At 71.7% G+C, this 15240-nt stretch carries 14 protein-coding genes and 1 pseudogene; 8 read left to right on the forward strand and 7 right to left on the reverse strand.

Features of this window, described 5'->3' with window-relative positions; all coding sequences use genetic code 11:
- Positions 1-38 precede the first annotated feature (38 nt).
- The 5 genes and pseudogenes from AB0A97_RS23620 (at position 39) to AB0A97_RS23640 (ending at position 4898) form a co-directional block, all read left to right on the forward strand.
- Positions 39-1325: an ABC transporter permease gene (locus AB0A97_RS23620; protein ID WP_361153207.1), complete on the forward strand. Its 1287-nt coding sequence runs from the start codon at positions 39-41 to the stop codon at positions 1323-1325.
- A 389-nt stretch (positions 1326-1714) separates the two neighbouring features.
- Positions 1715-3223 (forward strand): DUF2252 domain-containing protein, encoded by a 1509-nt coding sequence (locus AB0A97_RS23625; protein ID WP_361153210.1) that lies wholly within the window; start codon positions 1715-1717, stop codon positions 3221-3223.
- Positions 3160-3453, forward strand: a pseudogene (locus AB0A97_RS23630) (DUF2252 family protein); the annotation flags it as partial. The gene AB0A97_RS23625 and the pseudogene AB0A97_RS23630, both read left to right, overlap by 64 nt.
- 184 nt (positions 3454-3637) lie before the next feature.
- A complete protein-coding gene (locus AB0A97_RS23635) occupies positions 3638-4543 on the forward strand; it encodes a hypothetical protein (RefSeq protein WP_361153213.1) in 906 nt (301 codons plus the stop codon).
- Between the two features lie 10 nt (positions 4544-4553).
- A complete protein-coding gene (locus tag AB0A97_RS23640; RefSeq protein ID WP_361153216.1) occupies positions 4554-4898 on the forward strand; it encodes a rhodanese-like domain-containing protein in 345 nt (114 codons plus the stop codon).
- Between the two features lie 22 nt (positions 4899-4920).
- On the opposite strand, the gene AB0A97_RS23645 is transcribed toward AB0A97_RS23640, so the two are convergent.
- From AB0A97_RS23645 to paaA, 6 genes are all read right to left on the reverse strand, one after another.
- Positions 4921-6054 (reverse strand): acyl-CoA dehydrogenase family protein, encoded by a 1134-nt coding sequence (locus AB0A97_RS23645; RefSeq protein WP_361153219.1) that lies wholly within the window; start codon positions 6052-6054, stop codon positions 4921-4923.
- Between the two features lie 82 nt (positions 6055-6136).
- A complete protein-coding gene (locus AB0A97_RS23650) occupies positions 6137-7282 on the reverse strand; it encodes a 2Fe-2S iron-sulfur cluster-binding protein (RefSeq protein WP_361153222.1) in 1146 nt (381 codons plus the stop codon).
- Complete coding sequence (paaD, locus tag AB0A97_RS23655; protein WP_361153224.1) at positions 7282-7776, reverse strand: 1,2-phenylacetyl-CoA epoxidase subunit PaaD; 495 nt, start codon at positions 7774-7776, stop codon at positions 7282-7284. Before paaD ends, AB0A97_RS23650 begins: the two co-directional genes overlap by 1 nt.
- The gene (gene paaC, locus AB0A97_RS23660; protein ID WP_361153390.1) at positions 7770-8459 is read right to left on the reverse strand and encodes a 1,2-phenylacetyl-CoA epoxidase subunit PaaC; all 690 of its coding nucleotides are present in this window, start codon (positions 8457-8459) and stop codon (positions 7770-7772) included. The genes paaD and paaC overlap by 7 nt, the downstream gene beginning before the upstream one ends.
- A gap of 104 nt (positions 8460-8563) precedes the next feature.
- The gene (gene paaB, locus AB0A97_RS23665; protein ID WP_361153393.1) at positions 8564-8830 is read right to left on the reverse strand and encodes a 1,2-phenylacetyl-CoA epoxidase subunit PaaB; all 267 of its coding nucleotides are present in this window, start codon (positions 8828-8830) and stop codon (positions 8564-8566) included.
- A gap of 206 nt (positions 8831-9036) precedes the next feature.
- The gene (gene paaA, locus AB0A97_RS23670) at positions 9037-9996 is read right to left on the reverse strand and encodes a 1,2-phenylacetyl-CoA epoxidase subunit PaaA (protein ID WP_361153227.1); all 960 of its coding nucleotides are present in this window, start codon (positions 9994-9996) and stop codon (positions 9037-9039) included.
- A 167-nt stretch (positions 9997-10163) separates the two neighbouring features.
- Here paaA and AB0A97_RS23675 point away from each other — a divergent pair, with 167 nt between their 5' ends.
- From AB0A97_RS23675 to AB0A97_RS23685, 3 genes are all read left to right on the forward strand, one after another.
- The gene (locus AB0A97_RS23675; protein ID WP_361153229.1) at positions 10164-10832 is read left to right on the forward strand and encodes a DUF5819 family protein; all 669 of its coding nucleotides are present in this window, start codon (positions 10164-10166) and stop codon (positions 10830-10832) included.
- Positions 10833-11020: 188 nt separating this feature from the next.
- Positions 11021-12484, forward strand: a complete 1464-nt coding sequence (locus tag AB0A97_RS23680) for an HTTM domain-containing protein (RefSeq protein ID WP_361153395.1) — start codon at positions 11021-11023, stop codon at positions 12482-12484.
- A gap of 104 nt (positions 12485-12588) precedes the next feature.
- Positions 12589-13422: a TrmH family RNA methyltransferase gene (locus AB0A97_RS23685; RefSeq protein ID WP_361153232.1), complete on the forward strand. Its 834-nt coding sequence runs from the start codon at positions 12589-12591 to the stop codon at positions 13420-13422.
- On the opposite strand, the gene paaN is transcribed toward AB0A97_RS23685, so the two are convergent.
- Positions 13419-15125 carry a phenylacetic acid degradation protein PaaN gene (gene paaN, locus AB0A97_RS23690; protein WP_361153233.1) on the reverse strand — a complete coding sequence of 569 codons (1707 nt, stop codon included), beginning with the start codon at positions 15123-15125 and terminating at the stop codon, positions 13419-13421. The genes AB0A97_RS23685 and paaN overlap by 4 nt on opposite strands.
- Positions 15126-15240 lie beyond the last annotated feature (115 nt).

Here is a 15240-nt window from a genome sequence, read left to right on the forward strand (position 1 = left end):
ACTCGATGCTGAGCGACTAGCTTGAGAAGGCACGACGCATGAGTTCGGTCCGACGTCCTGACCACCACCGCCCCGACCACCGAGCCGATCTGCGGCACGTCCTGACCCACCTGATCACCCCGTTGCTGATGTGCATCGGGATGGGCCTGGCCTACCTGGGGGCGTTCGCGCACCCCGAGCCGCACCACCTGCCCGTCGCCGTGGTCGGTTCGGGATCCCCGGCACAGGTGCTCGCCCAGTCGATCAGTGACAAGGCGCACGGCGGCCTGGACGTCCGCACGGTCGGCGACCGGGCCGAGGCCGTGGACCAGCTGAAGCACCAGGAGATCTTCGGCGCGTACGTGATGGACGCGCACGCCGCCGGCAGCGGTGCGCCGGCCGGGGCGAGCGGCGGAGCGCCGGCCTCGAAGGGGGACGGCGCGTCGGCGGCGAAGAACGGCGCCGGGGCGAAGGCGGCGCCGGAACTGATGGTCGCGACCGCCGGCTCCGACACCACGGCGACCGTGGTGCAGAAGATCTTCACGCCCGTCGCGGCCCAGCAGGGCACGCCGCTCAAGGTCACCGATGTCGCTCCGCCGAGCGAGGACGACCCGACGGGCCAGGGCCTCTTCTTCCTGATGGTCGCGATCAGCATCGGCTCGTACGCCTCGGTCGCGGTGATCGGCGGCGCCGGGGCCGTCCTGCCGATCCGGCTGCGCGCGGCGCTGGCGGTCGGTACCTCCTTCGTGGTCAGCATCCTCGGAACGCTCTTCGCCGGACCGGTCTTCCACCTCGTGGACCACGGGCTGTGGGGGCTGTGGTCCATGGCCTGGCTGTACTCGGCGGGCATCCTGCTGATCGGTACCGGCCTGCACACGTTCCTCAAGCGCTGGACCACGCTGGGTGTCATGGCGCTGTTCGTCATGCTCAACTTCACCTCTGCGGGCGGTGTCTTCCGCCCCGAGCTGCAGAACGGTTTCTTCGCCTCCCTCCACGCGTTCTGGAACGGCGCCGGCTTCGTCGAGGGCACCCGCAGCCACGTCTACTTCGACGGCAACGGGCTGGCCGGGCACGTCTGGACGCTGGTGCTGTGGCTGGTCGTGGGCTTCGTGATGATCGGCGTGGCATCCCTTGCCGAGGCACGCCGCCGGCGCGCGGCGGCGGCAGCAGCGCAGAACGCGACGGCCGTGGCCGCAGCCGCCGTGGCCGCAACGGTGCCGGAACGCCGCCCCGCCCATGCTGCGGGGGCCGGCGATGGCCGGAACGCGGAGCGGGCTGGGCGGTCCGAGGCAGATGAAAAGGCCGAGGAGGCCGAGGAGGAGATGGAAGAGGCAGTCGGAGTCTGAGCCGACCGGGCCGACCGGGCCGGGCGAGCCTGGGCAGGATCGCCCGGGCCGGGTGAACCGACCGGTCCGGGCGGCCCGCCCCAACCGCCCCAACCGACCCGACCGACCGGGCCGACCGAGTCGTAAGGCACCCGCCACGGGTGCCGCACCCGCCTCGCCCCTTCCCACTCCGTCCCGCAGATCCGTCCACAGATCCGTCCCTCAAATCCGTCACCCAGAGTTATCCACAGGCCCTGCCGCAAGGCGGGGTCTGTCTGTACCGTCGTGAACACGCGGCGGAGACAGCGCTCCGCCAACCGGCGGCAGACCACCGGTTTCTGCGGGTTCCGACGCGGCCGGACGACGGAGTCCGGGGCAGGGGCAGGGGTACGAAGGGGGAGGTGGCGGCGATGACGCGATTGCCGTACGTAACGGGGTTCGCGAAGCCGGACGCGCGGGGACCCGCGCCGAAAGCGGTCGGCAAGGCGCTCCGGGAGCGGGCACCCCGCTCCGCGCACGGCCGGTTCACGCCGGACGCCGGGCGGCCCGACGCGGTGACGACGGTCGAGGAATCCAACGCTGGCCGTCTACCGGAACTGGTGCCCATACGGGTCGGCCGCATGGCTGCCGGTCCCTTCGCCTTCCTCCGCGGGACCGCCGGCCTGATGGCGTACGACCTGATGACCACCCCGGTGACCGGCATCGGCGCGCAGATATGCGGTGACGCGCACGCGGCCAACTTCGGTCTCTACGGCGACGCCCGCGGCAAGCTGGTGATGGATCTCAACGACTTCGACGAGACGTTGTACGGGCCCTGGGAATGGGACCTGAAGCGGCTCGTGGCGTCGTTGGTGCTGGCCGGCCGGGAGGCGGGGGCGAGTGAGGAGCAGTGCCGTGAGGCGGCCCGGGACGCGGTGGGTGCGTACCGCCGCACGATGCGGCTGCTGGCGGGCATGTCGGCCGCCGACGCCTGGCACGCGATAGCCGACGAGGAACTGGTCTCCCACACGGACGCCCGCGATCTGCTGGGCACGCTGGAGCGGGTGGTGGCCAAGGCCCGGAAGAACACCAGCGCGCGGTTCGCGGCGAAGGCGACGGAGGAGATATCCGGCGGCGGCAGGAGGTTCGTGGACGCCCCGCCCGTACTGCGGCGCATACCGGACGCGGAGGCCGCCGCGGTCGCCTCCTCGCTCGCCGGCTACCTGGACACGCTGCCGGAGCACCGGCTCCCGCTGCTGGCCAGGTACGAGGTGCAGGACGTGGCGTTCAGGGTGGTGGGCACGGGGAGTGTGGGCCTGCGCTCCTATGTGGTGCTGCTGCTCGACCACCGTGGTGAGCCACTGGTGCTCCAGGTGAAGGAGGCGAGGAGTTCGGCGCTGACACCGTACGCGGAGAAGGCCGGCTTCCCTGCGTCGGCGGTCGCGCACGAGGGCCGACGGATCGTACGCGGACAGCGGCACATGCAGGTGGTGAGCGACAGCTTGCTGGGCTGGACGACGGTGTACGAGCCGCACGCGGGAAGCGGTGAGAGCGGCGGTGACGCAGGCGAGCAAGCGGGGCGGGGACGCGAGCGAGGGCGTGGCAGGGGCCGGGACGAGGAGTGGGCTGAGGGGCCTGGCGAGGCGTGGGGTGAGGGGCACGGTGAGGCGTGGGGCGAAGGGCGTAACGGGGCGTGGGGTGCGGGGCGTGGCGGGACGGGGTGTGCGAAGCGGGGAGTGACGTGGGGCGCGAGGCCGGGCAGGGCCTGGGGTGAGGGGCTGGGCGAGGGCGAGGGCGAGACGCCGGCTCGATGGCGGGCTGAGGGGTGGGCGGGGGCACGACACGAAGGGCGGGGTGGGGGCGGGGGGAGGGGGCGGGGAGGCCCTACCAGGTGCGGCAGTTCCGGAACCGTAAAGGCAGCGTCGACCCGACCGCCCTAGCCGGCGGCCAGATCGACGACTACGCACGGATGACAGGCGCGTTGCTGGCCCGGGCGCATGCGCACAGCGCCGACCCGCGTGTGGTGGCGGGTTACTGCGGCAAGGGGGAGGCGTTGGACGAGGCGCTGGCCGACTTCGCGGTGGCCTACGCGGACCGTACGGAGGCGGATCACGCGGAGTTGGTCGCGGCGATCAGGAAGGGGCGGATAGCCGCGGAGACGGGAGTCTGAGCGGGGTCGGCACGGGCCGTAGGGTGGCCGGGTGACGAACTCGCAGGCGGAGAACGCGCAGGACGGCCAGGACGCACACGCTGACCACGGGGCCCCGGGGCATGCGGCCCACGCGACGCAAGGGGGACACCAGGCCCAGGCGGGTCAGGAGGGCCCGACAGGCCAGGCGGGTCAGGGGGGCCTGATGGATCAAGGGACTCAGCCGGGGCAGACGGGGCAGGCGGGCCCGGCGGCCGATGCGGTGCGGGGCGATCACGCCGACCCCGGCGTCCAGGGTGCGGATGCGGGCCGCGCACACGAGGACGACGGCGCGGGCGGGGCTTCGACGCGGCGGTTGGCGCGGGCGGTGGAAACCGCTGAGCAGGCGTTGATCGAGTTCGAGATCGCGGTGGAGACCTTCCGGGTGGAGGTGGAGAACTTCTCCCGGCTGCACCATCAGCGCCTCGGCCCCATGTACGCGCGGCTGGACGAGCTGGATGCCCGGATCGCCGAGGCGATCGCAGCTCGTACGGGCGACCCCGAGGACGTACGCAAGGCGCGGGAGGCGCGGGCGTCGGTGCTGCCGATGCCTGATGTCGAGGAGCTCTTCCACGGGTGGATGGGGTCCGAGGGGCTGTACCCGGAGGCCGAAGCGATGCTCAACGAACAGTCGGTCCGGCCGCCGCAGAAGGTGCGGCCGAGCGAGGAGGCCCGTCGGGTCTACCGCGACCTGGTGCGCAAGGCCCACCCCGACCTGGCGCGCGACGAGGCCGAGCGGGGCCGCAGGGACGCGTTCATCATGCGGGTCAACGCCGCGTACGGGGCCGGGGACGAGGCGGCGCTGCGTGAGCTGGCCCGTGAGTGGGAGGCCGGCCCGGTGCCGCAGGAGCAGCGGCCGAGCGAGAGTGAGGAGCTCTACGCGCGGCTGGAGTGGCTGGCGGCGCGTAAGGAGATGCTCGCGGCGATCGCCGCCGAGCTGGAGGACAGTGCGATCGGCGCGATGATCAAGATGGCGCCCGAGGATCCGGACGCGCTGCTGGAGGAGATCGCCGAGAAGCTGTTGGCGGATGTGGCCGAGCGCGAGGCGTACCTGACGCAGCTGGTCGGGTAGCGTCGGGCCCATGCATTTCGGTTCTCTGCCCACGGTCAAGGTGGACGCATTGACGTCCGAGGACTTCCTCCTGGACGTCCGGGAGGATGACGAGTGGGAGGCGGGGCACGCCGAAGGCGCGCTGCACATCCCCATGAGCGAGTTCGTCGCCCGGTACGGCGAGTTGACGGAGCGGGCGCCCGACGGCGGCAAGGTCTATGTGCTGTGCCGGGTCGGTGGCCGTTCCGCGCAGGTCGCCCAGTACCTGATCCAGCAGGGCATCGACGCGGTGAACGTCGATGGCGGGATGCAGGCGTGGGAGGCTTCCGGCCGCCCGGTGAAGGACAGCAAGGGCGAGCCGGGCGCGGTCGTCTGACCTGCCGCGTTCGGCCGGCCGCTCAGCCGAGGGCGTGGGCGGCCAGCAGGTCGCCCAGGGCTTCTTCGTGTGCGGCGGCGGGGCCGAGCGAGAGTTCGAGCTGTTTCGCCCAGGCGTGGTACCGGTGCAGTGCGTAGTCGGTGTCCGCTCCGAAGCCGCCGTGCAGGTGCTGTGCGGTCTGCACGACGCGGCGTACGCCCTCCGACGCCCAGATTTTGGCCACCGCGACATCCCCCGCCGGCGGCAGTGCGCCGTTCGCGCCGCTGCTGATGCGCCACGCGGCCTGCCAGAGGGTGGCCTCCATGGCCCGCAGGTCGATGTAGCGGTCGGCGGCCTGGACGGCGACGGCCTGGAAGGTGGCGACGGGGAAGGCGAACTGTTCGCGCTTCGCCGTGTAGGCGCTGGTCATGGCCAGTACGGCTTGGCCGAGGCCGAGGGCCAGCGCGCAGGTGCCGGTGGTGAGGAGGTTGCGCAGCCACTCCCAGGCGCCGGGCGCGGTGATCACCTCTTCGTCGCGGATCCGTACGGAGTTCAGGTGGACTTCCGCGTGGCGTTCGCCGTTGGTGGAGGTCTGGTCGTCGAGGCGGACGCCGTGCTGGAGGCGGGGTACGAGGGCGAGCACGGCGGTTCCGTCGCCGGTGTGGGCGGGGACGAGGAGGCGGTCGGCGGCTTGCGCCCAGGGGACGGCGGTCTGCATGCCGTCGAGGACCCAGCCGGTGTCTTCGTGGCGGGCGGTGACGGCGAGCTCGGCGGGGTCGTGGCCGGTGCGTCCGGCAGCGGCGACCGTCAGGACCAGCTCGCCGCGTCCGGCCCGGGGCAGTACATCGGCGCGCAGAGCGTCGGTGGCGTAGGTCTGGACAGCGAGGCCCGCGGCGCTGTTCTCCAGCAGCGGTACGCGGGCGAGCACCTTGGCGGACTCGCACAGCACCAGGCAGAGCGCGATCGGGTCCAGCCCCGCACCGCCGTACTCCGGGGCGAGCACCAGGCTCAGCAGGTCGGCGTCGGCCAGCTTGCGCCACAGGGGGCGGTCGATGTCGTCGGCCACGGCACCGGCGGTGAGGGCTGGGCTCGGCACGCTGTCGGGAGCGACATCCGCGAAGACCGCCTTGGCCGCCTCGACGGCCGCCTGCTGCTCCTCGGTGAAGGTGAAGTCCACTGTCCTGTCCTCCCGCGTGCCCGCACGGCGACTGCCTGACGGGTCGTCAAGTTAGAACAGGTTGCAGTATTTGTGAATGGGGTCAGCGGTCGAAGTCCAGCTCGACCTCCTCCGTCACGGGATGCGACTGACAGGCGAGAACGTATCCCGATGCGACTTCCTCGTCCTCCAAGGCATAGTTGCGGTCCATCCGGACCTCACCCGACACCAGGAACGCGCGGCAGGTGCCGCAGACGCCTCCCTTGCAGGCGTACGGGGCGTCCGCCCTGTTGCGCAGCACGGTTTCCAGCAGCGGTTCACCGTCCAGGACCGGCCAGCTACCTGCCCGGCCGTCCAGGGTCGCGGTCACGGTGCTGTGGGCGGGGGCGCGAAGAGGTGCGGGGCCGCCGGGGAGAGAGGTGGAGTCTCCCGCAACCGTGGTGCCCGCGAAGGTGGGGGCAGTAACGGTGGGGTTCGTGGAGGCGGCGTCCGCGAGGGCGGCTTCCGCGGGTGTGGGCCCGGATATGTGGAAGATTTCTTCGTGGATGCGGTTCCGGGGGACCTGGAGGCTGCGCAGGGCGTGTTCCGCGGCTTGGACGAGGCCGTACGGGCCGCACAGGTACCAGCCGTCGACGGATGCCACGGGCAGCAGGGCGGGCAACAGCGCGCGCAGCCGTTCCTCGTCCAGTCGGCCGGAGGACAGGCCCGACTGCTGATCCTCGCGGGAGAGGACGGAGACGAGCTGGAAGCGTTCCGGGAAGCGGTCCTTGAGGTCGGCGACCTCCTCCAGGAACATCGTCGACGCTGCCGTACGGTCGCTGCGGACCAGGCAGAAACGGGCGTCCGGCTGACGGGTCAGCAGCGTCGCGACGATGGACAGCACCGGTGTGATGCCGCTGCCGCCGACGATGCCGACGAAGTGCCCGGGGCGGGGCTCCAGAACGAAGCGCCCGGCCGGCGCCATGACGTCGACCGTGTCACCGACGGCCAGTTCCTTGAGCGCGAAGGTGGAGAACTCGCCGTCCTCGACCAGCCGTATCCCCACCCGCAGCACGGGGGCGTCCGCTGCCGGGGTGCAGATCGAGTACGTACGGCGGATCTCCCGGCCGTCCACCGTGCGGCGCAGGGCGATGTGCTGGCCCGGGACGTGCCGGAAGGTCGTGCGCAGCTCTGGCGGCACCTGGAAGGTGACGGCGACGGCGTCGTCCGTGAGCTGTTCGATCTCCGCGACCCGGAGCGGGTGGAACATCACAACTCCTTGAAGTGGTCGAACGGTTCGCGGCAGGTCTCGCAGCGGCGCAGTGCCTTGCAGGCGGTGGAGGAGAACCGGCTGAGCAGCGTGGTGTCGGTCGATCCGCAGTGCGGGCAGCGGATGGCCAGCGCCACCGGTACGGGCCCGCCGGCCGGGCCGGTGGGGCGCGGCGGGGCGATGCCGTACTCGGTCAGCTTGCGGCGGCCCTCGGCCGTGATCGCGTCGGTCGTCCACGGCGGGTCGAGGACGGTACGCACCTCGACCTGGGGGACGCCGTTGTCGTGGAGGACGCGTTCGATGTCGGCGGACATGGCCTCGACGGCGGGGCAGCCCGTGTACGTCGGGGTGAGTTCGACCTCCACCTGCCCGGGGCCGGTCAGCCGCAGCCCGCGGAGAACGCCCAGTTCGGCCAGGGTGACGACCGGCAGCTCGGGGTCGGGTACGGAGCCGGCCAGATCGCGCAGCCGTTCTTCGAGGGCGGTGGTCACCATGTCGCCCCCGGGTGGCTTCGATGCAGGTGCTGCATCTCGGCGAGCATCCGGCCGAACGGTTCGGTGTGCAGCCCTTGGCGCCCGGCCCCCGCGGTCCAGGCACCGCGGCTCGGGCCCTGAGGGACGGTGAGGGTGGCTCGCGTCAGGATGTCCTCGATGCGGGTGGTCCAGGCGTCGTGCAGGGCGGGCAGGTCGACGTCCAGCCCCGGCACGGGCTCGAAGAGCTCGCCGGTGAAGCGCCACAAGGCGGTCAGGCCGCGCTGCATCCGCTCGTGGCTCTCCTCGGTGCCGTCGCCCAGGCGCAGGGTCCACTGCTCGGCGTGGTCACGGTGGTAGGCGACCTCCTTGACCGCCTTCGCCGCCAGCGGGGCCAGTGGGGAGCCCCCGGAGGCCAGGTGGCCGTACAGCAGCTCCTGGTAGGTGGAGAAGTACAGCTGGCGGGCGATGGTGTGGGCGAAGTCGCCGTTGGGCTGCTCGACGAGCTGGCAGTTGCGGAAGGCCCGTTCCTCGCGGAGGTAGGCCAGTTCGTCCTCGTCCCCGGCGAGGGAGAGCAGGACGCGGGCCTGGCCGAGGAGGTCCAGCGCGATGTTGGCGAGGGCCACCTCCTCCTCCAGTACGGGGGCGTGCCCGGCCCACTCCCCCAGCCGGTGGGACAGGACGAGGGCGTCGTCACCGAGGGCCAGGGCCGGGGCAGCGGCGGCGACGTCCCGGGCGAGGGAGCCCGCGGGGGCGGGAGCCGCGGCGGTGCTGTCGGCGGTGGCCGGGGCCTGTGCTGTCGGTACGGGCTTCACAGGTGCTGCACCCCGTCCGGGATCTCGTAGAAGGTCGGGTGGCGGTAGGGCTTGTCGGCGGCCGGTTCGAAGAAGGAGTCCTTCTCGTCCGGGGAGGAGGCGGAGATCGTGGCGGACGGGACCACCCAGATCGAGATGCCTTCCGAGCGGCGGGTGTAGAGGTCGCGGGCGTTGCGCAGGGCCATCTCGGCGTCCGGAGCGTGCAGGCTGCCCGCGTGGGTGTGGGACAGGCCGCGCCGGCTACGGACGAAGACCTCCCACAGGGGCCAGTCGGTGGGCTTCGCGGTGGGCGTGGCCGGTGTGCTGCCCCGGGGAGCGGCGGGCGCACCGCCGGGTGCCGGCTGCGGTGTGTCCGGTCCCGCTGGTGCAGCCCCGGACTCGGGCTGGCTCCTCGGTCCGGTCCGGCTCCCGGCGCCGTCCGGAGCCGGCCGGCTTCCCGGGTGCTCGCTGCTTTGCGTACCGGTCGTGGTCATCGGGTCCCCTCCCCGTGCTTGGCCGCGTACGCCGCCGCGGCGTCGCGCACCCAGGCGCCTTCTTCGTGGGCGCGGCGCCGCTGGCTCATCCGCTGGTCGTTGCAGGGCCCGTTGCCCTTGAGCACCTCGCGGAACTCGTCCCAGTCGATGGGGCCGAAGTCCCAGTGACCGCGCTGTTCGTTCCACGTCAGGTCGGGGTCCGGGAGGGTGAGGCCGAGGGATTCGGCCTGTGGGACGCAGATGTCCACGAAGCGCTGGCGCAGTTCGTCGTTGGAGTGCCGTTTGATCTTCCAGGCCATGGACTGGGCCGAGTGCGCCGATGCGTCGTCGGGCGGGCCGAACATCATCAGCGAGGGCCACCACCACCGGTCCACGGCATCCTGCGCCATGGCGTGCTGGGCCTCGGTGCCGCGGCTCAGGGCCAGCAGGAGCTCGTAGCCCTGGCGCTGATGGAAGGACTCCTCCTTGCAGACGCGGACCATGGCGCGGGCGTACGGGCCGTACGAACAGCGGCACAGCGGGACCTGGTTCGTGATCGCGGCGCCGTCCACCAGCCAGCCGATGGCACCGACGTCGGCCCAGGTCAGGGTGGGGTAGTTGAAGATGGACGAGTACTTCTGGCGGCCGGAGTGCAACTTGTCGAGCAGCTCGTCGCGGCTTGCTCCGAGGGTCTCGGCGGCGCTGTAGAGATACAGGCCGTGGCCCGCCTCGTCCTGCACCTTCGCCATCAGGATCGCCTTGCGGCGCAACGACGGGGCCCGGGCGATCCAGTTCGCCTCCGGCTGCATCCCGATGATCTCGGAGTGCGCGTGCTGCGCTATCTGGCGTACCAGCGAGGAGCGGTAGGCGTCCGGCATCCAGTCACGCGGCTCGATGCGCTCGTCCGCTGCCACGGCGGCGTCGAAGCCTGACTCCAGGGCCGCGAGGGACTCCTCGCCCGGCGCGATCGTCGTCATGTGATCCCCCTGCCTCCCGACCGACCGATCGTTCGGTTCAATGGTGTGGCCGCGCGTGCGGGGTGTCAAGCCTGTGGATAACTCAGGGGAGGGTGTGCCGCGTGGGGTCGCCTAGGTACGGTTCCGGAGCGGTGAAAAGCCGCTCGGGATCTGGGAACGGGGCAGGAATGCAGCATTACGGGGACGAACCGCGGCCACCGGCCGCGCTCTCGCTACCGTCACGCATCGTGGTGACCGTCGTGGCGGGCGCCGTGACGCTGGCCGTCGCCGTCCACCTGGCGATGATGTTCCTGCACGTGGCGCCGCCCAACACGCTGAGCAAGCAGCACAGCGAAGTGATCAACGACTACGTCTTCCCGGAGTACGAGCAGAACTGGAAGCTGTTCGCGCCCAACCCGCTGCAGCAGAACATCGCGGTGCAGGTGCGCGCCCAGGTGCGCACCGAGGGCGACGACCGGCTGACCACCGGCTGGACCGACCTGTCCGCCGTCGACGGCCGGGCCCTGCTGCACAACCCCGTACCCAGTCACACGCAGCAGAACGAACTCCGCCGCGCCTGGGAGTACTACCTGAACACCCACGACGCACAGAACCGCACCTCCGGTGCACGAGGTGAGCTGGCCGAGCGGTACGTACGGCGGATCGTGATGCAGCGCATGAGCGCGCAGTGGGCGGCGCGCGGCAAGGTCGAGCAGATTCAGGTGCGCTCGATGACGACGGCCGTCAGCCCGCCGTCGTGGAGCTCGGAGAAGATCAGCGAGAAGCCCAGGTACCGCGAGCTGCCCTGGTGGCCGGTCACCGCAGACGACCTGCCCGAAGGAGCGAAAATCCAGTGACAGCGCACAGGACGCCTTCGCAAGGGGCGCGGGACGCGGCGGACACCGGTTCCCCGGCGGCGAAGCGCCGTACGGAGACGGAGGCCGCGGCGGGGAGCGGCCGTACGGACACCGGCACGCCGCCGGCAGTCGGCGAGAGCGGTACCGGCTCCTCGGCGACGACCACCGGTACCGGAGCCGGCACCGCGCTGACAACCGGCCGGACGGACAGCGGCGTCGCCGCGGCGGTCGTCCCCGCCCAGAACCGCTCGGACTCGGACTCGGACCCGGACTCGGACACCGACACGGACACCGGCCGTCCCGCAGCAACCGTCCCTGCCCAGAGCCGGACGGAACACACCGACTCCCCCGCCCAGGCCCGCACCGTCTGGCCCACCGTCCCCCAGCCCCCCGGCCCGCCTTCGGAGCCGCCCACCGTCCCGGCGTCCGCCCCGGCCCCCCGCCCGGCCCCCGCGACGACCGCCCGCCCCGACGAGACGCGCGTCGAGCGCGCCTTCGGACAGGCCTTCAGGCGCGTCACGGGCAGCGCGTTCGCCCCGTACCAGTCCGCCGTCATCCGCATCGGGTTCGCGGCCACCTGGCTCTTCTTCCTGCTGCGGGAGTGGCCGTACCGGCACGAGCTGTACGGGCCCCACGGCCCCTGGAGCGGCGACATGGCGCGTCGGCTCCTCGACGGAAACGAGGCGTTCTCGGTCCTGACGTGGACCGACAACCGGGGCTGGTTCGAACTCGTCTACGGCCTCGCCGTCGTCGCCAGCGCCCTGCTGCTGGTCGGCTGGCGGACCCGCACCATGTCGGTGCTGTTCATGGTGGGTGTGCTCTCGCTGCAGAACCGCAGCATCTTCATCGGGGACGGCGGCGACAACGTCCTGCACCTGATGGCGATATACCTGGTGCTGACCCGGTGCGGGCAGGTGTGGTCGCTGGACGCGCGCCGCGCGGCGCAGCACGCGGGACCGCCCGGCGGGGGCCCGTCGCGTGACCTCACCGGAGTCGTCCTGTGGGCGGTTCTCGGGCTGTTCCTCGCCGTCGCCCAGGTCCTGGGCCTGTCGGGCCTCTCCTGGTTCGGCCCCGGGCCTTTCCCGAACGTGGGCTGGGGCCTGACCTTCTGGTTGCTGTGGCTCTCGCACGGGGTGTGGTGGGCGGTGCGGAGGTACGCGCCCGGAGAGCCGCGCACCGTCCTCGACATGATCACCAAGCTGATCCACAACGGTGCCCTGCTGGTGATCGTCGTCGAGGTCTGCCTGATCTACGCCACGGCGGGCTGGTACAAGATCCAGGGAACGCGCTGGCAGGACGGCACCGCGGTGTACTACCCGATGCACCTGGACTACTTCTCGCCCTGGCCGGAGCTGTCCCGGGTGCTCGCCGACAACGGCCTGATGATCATGCTGATCACGTACGGCACGGTGATCGTGCAGGTCGCCTTCCCCTTCACCCTCTTCAACCGCCGCCTGAAGAACGTGCTGCTGGTCGCGATGATCTGCGAGCACCTGTCGATCGCGTTCCTGCTCGGCCTGCCGTTCTTCTCGCTCGCGATGATCACGGCGGACGCGGTGTTCCTGCCGACGGTCTTCCTGGTGTGGCTGGGAGCCCGGGTCACCTCCGTACGCGACCGGGTGCTCCCACGCCGTACAGCGGTACGCGAGTGATGTCGTCCAGCGGTCCGCGAGTGACGTCATGCGGCGGTACGTGAGTGACGCCGTGGACGGGAGCGGCGGGTGTCCGCCCGGCGGACAGTTGAGATAGTGGAGAAATGATCGAGAACGGGACCTCGGACGATCCGGTACGGCGCTGGCGCGCGAGCGCCGGCGACCCGGCCTCGGTCCTCCTGGACGGCTTCCACGCGCTGAAGCACGCCCTGCGCTTCGGCGGGGACGTCCGGCACGTCCTGACCAGCGACAAGCCCGCCCTGCTGGCGCTCGCCGAGGAACTCGCGGACGACCTGACCGGCGACCTCGACGCGCTGGCGGAGCAGGTTCCCGTGACCGCACTGCGTACTCTCCTGCCGAAGGTGCACCCCACGGGTGTCGCGGCCCTCGCCGTACGCCCCGACGCCGCGGCGAACCTGGCCCGGCTCCGCGAGGTCCCGCGGCCCGCTCCCGTCGTGCTCCTGGATAATCCCCGCAACCTGGGCAACATCGGTGCCGTCGTCCGCCTGGCGGCCGGTTTCGGCGCCACCGGCGTGGTCACCACCGGCTCGCTCGACCCCTGGCACCCCAACGCCGTACGGGGCAGCGCCGGTCTGCACTTCGCCGGTGCGGTGGAGCGCCTGACGCTGCCGGAACTGCCGCCAGGACCGGTCTATGCCCTCGACCCCGAAGGCGTGGACATCCGCTCCGTGACGTTCCCGGACGACGCGATCCTGGCCTTCGGGTCCGAGCGGCAGGGCATCTCGGACGAGCTGCGGGAGCGGGCGACGGCGCTGGTCGCGGTGCCGATGCAGGCGCGGGTGTCCAGCTTCAACCTGGCCACGAGCGTGGCCATGGGCCTCTTCCACTGGATGTCCCGCGGCACGGCGGCACCGGCCGCCGCGGCCGGGGTGAACGGAGCGGCTGCCGGGCCGACGCTCTTCTCTCCTGGGCTCTAGCTCTCCTGGGCGGGCCTGCGCACCTCCACCGTCCGGAAGCGGTCGGCCACGAACGCGCCGTCGCACAGGGCCGCGTTGGCCGCCGGGTTGCCGCCCGAGCCGTGGAAGTCGGAGAAGGCGGCGGTCTGGTTGACGTACACCCCGCCGGTCAGGTTGAGGGAGAGCTGCGCGCACTCCTCCAGGCACGCCTCTTCCACCAGCTTCTCCACCTCCCCGGAAGTGGTGTACGCGCCGACCGTCATCGCGCCCTTGACGCGGGTCGTGTGCCGCAGCAGGTCCACCGCGTCCGCCGCGGAGTCGACGGCCACCGCGAAGGAGACGGGGCCGAAGCACTCCGAGAGGTAGGCGGCGTCGGCGCCCGCGCCTTCCCAGAGCTTGCGTGCGCCGTCCATCTTGACCATCACCGGCGTACGGACCGTGGCGTCGGGGAAGTCGGGGTTGGCCACCTCGCGGGAGGGCAGAGCCACCTCGCCCAGCCCGGAGGCCGCCTCGATCCGCTCCTTGACCTGCGGGTTGACGATCGCGCCCAGCAGGGCGTTGGCTCGCGCGTCGTCGCCCAGCAGCTTGTCCACGGCGGTCGCGAGGTCGCCGACCACGTCGTCGTACGACTTGGGGCCGACGTCCGTGGTGATGCCGTCGCGGGGGATGAGGAGGTTCTGCGGGGTGGTGCACATCTGGCCGCTGTACAGGGACAGGGAGAAGGCGAGGTTGCCGAGCATGCCCTTGTAGTCGTCCGTCGAGTCGATGACGACCGTGTTGACGCCGGCCTTCTCCGTGTAGACGCGCGCCTGGGGCGCGTTGGCCTCCAGCCAGTCGCCGAACTCGGTGGAGCCCGTGTAGTCGATGATGCGGACCTCGGGGCGTACCGCGAGGGTCTTGGCCAGGCCCTCGCCGGGCCGGTCGACGGCCAGGGCGACCAGGTCGGGGGAGAACCCGGCCTCGGCCAGCACCTCGCGCGCCACCCGGACGGTGAGCGCGAGCGGCAGCACGGCCCGCGGGTGCGGTTTGACCAGGACCGCGTTGCCGGTGGCCAGGGAGGCGAACAGGCCCGGGTAGCCGTTCCACGTCGGGAAGGTGTTGCAGCCGATCAGGAGGGCGACGCCGCGGGGGACGGCCTTGAAGGACTTGGTCAGCTCCAGCGGGTCGCGCTTGCCCTGTGGCTTGGACCAGGAGGCCTGGTCCGGGGTGCGGACCTGCTCGGCGTAGGCGTACGCGACGGCCTCCATGCCGCGATCCTGGGCGTGCGGTCCGCCCGCCTGGAACGCCATCATGAACGCCTGGCCGCTGGTGTGCATCACGGCCTGCGCGAACTCATGGGTGCGCGCGCTGATCCGCGACAGGATCTCCAGACAGACCAGAGCCCTGGTCTGCGGGCCGGCATCGCGCCACGCGGGCACCGCCGCGCGCATCGCGGGCAGCAGCACGTCCGCGTCCGGGTGCGGGTAGCTGATGTTCAACCCGATGCCGTACGGGGAGACTTCCGCGCCCACCCAGTCGTCCGTACCGGGCTGGTCCAGCTCGAAACGCTTGCCGCGCAGGGCGTCGAAGGCGCTCTGGCCGTCCGCCGCGGCGTTCTCCCCGTAGGCCTTGGGATGCTCGGGATGCGGGGACCAGTACGCGCGGGTACGGATCGCCTCCAGCGCCTGGTCGAGCGTCGGACGGTGCTTTTCGAGCAGCTGCGCTGCGGTCAGTTCGGCGGCCATCGAAGACCAACTCCTCGTCGGGCGGGCTGGGCCTGCCGTCTCAGGGCGCCCGACGCGCGGCGCGGACGCCACGCCGAGGAAGCGACGCCTCTGCGCGGACAGGTCCGAGGACAGG

The sequence above is a fragment of the Streptomyces sp. NPDC045470 genome, assembly GCF_040646595.1.
GTDB lineage: Bacteria > Actinomycetota > Actinomycetes > Streptomycetales > Streptomycetaceae > Streptomyces.

What these genes read in the sequence shown, in the direction of transcription:
- AB0A97_RS23620 (WP_361153207.1), top strand. Translation starts at nt 39, where the DNA reads ATGAGTTCGGTCCGACGTCCTGACCACCACCGCCCCGACCACCGAGCC.
- AB0A97_RS23625 (WP_361153210.1), top strand. Translation starts at nt 1,715, where the DNA reads ATGACGCGATTGCCGTACGTAACGGGGTTCGCGAAGCCGGACGCGCGG.
- AB0A97_RS23635 (WP_361153213.1), top strand. Translation starts at nt 3,638, where the DNA reads ATGGATCAAGGGACTCAGCCGGGGCAGACGGGGCAGGCGGGCCCGGCG.
- AB0A97_RS23640 (WP_361153216.1), top strand. Translation starts at nt 4,554, where the DNA reads ATGCATTTCGGTTCTCTGCCCACGGTCAAGGTGGACGCATTGACGTCC.
- AB0A97_RS23650 (WP_361153222.1), bottom strand. Translation starts at nt 7,282, where the DNA reads ATGTTCCACCCGCTCCGGGTCGCGGAGATCGAACAGCTCACGGACGAC.
- paaD (WP_361153224.1), bottom strand. Translation starts at nt 7,776, where the DNA reads ATGGTGACCACCGCCCTCGAAGAACGGCTGCGCGATCTGGCCGGCTCC.
- paaA (WP_361153227.1), bottom strand. Translation starts at nt 9,996, where the DNA reads ATGACGACGATCGCGCCGGGCGAGGAGTCCCTCGCGGCCCTGGAGTCA.
- AB0A97_RS23675 (WP_361153229.1), top strand. Translation starts at nt 10,164, where the DNA reads ATGCAGCATTACGGGGACGAACCGCGGCCACCGGCCGCGCTCTCGCTA.
- AB0A97_RS23685 (WP_361153232.1), top strand. Translation starts at nt 12,589, where the DNA reads ATGATCGAGAACGGGACCTCGGACGATCCGGTACGGCGCTGGCGCGCG.
- paaN (WP_361153233.1), bottom strand. Translation starts at nt 15,125, where the DNA reads ATGGCCGCCGAACTGACCGCAGCGCAGCTGCTCGAAAAGCACCGTCCG.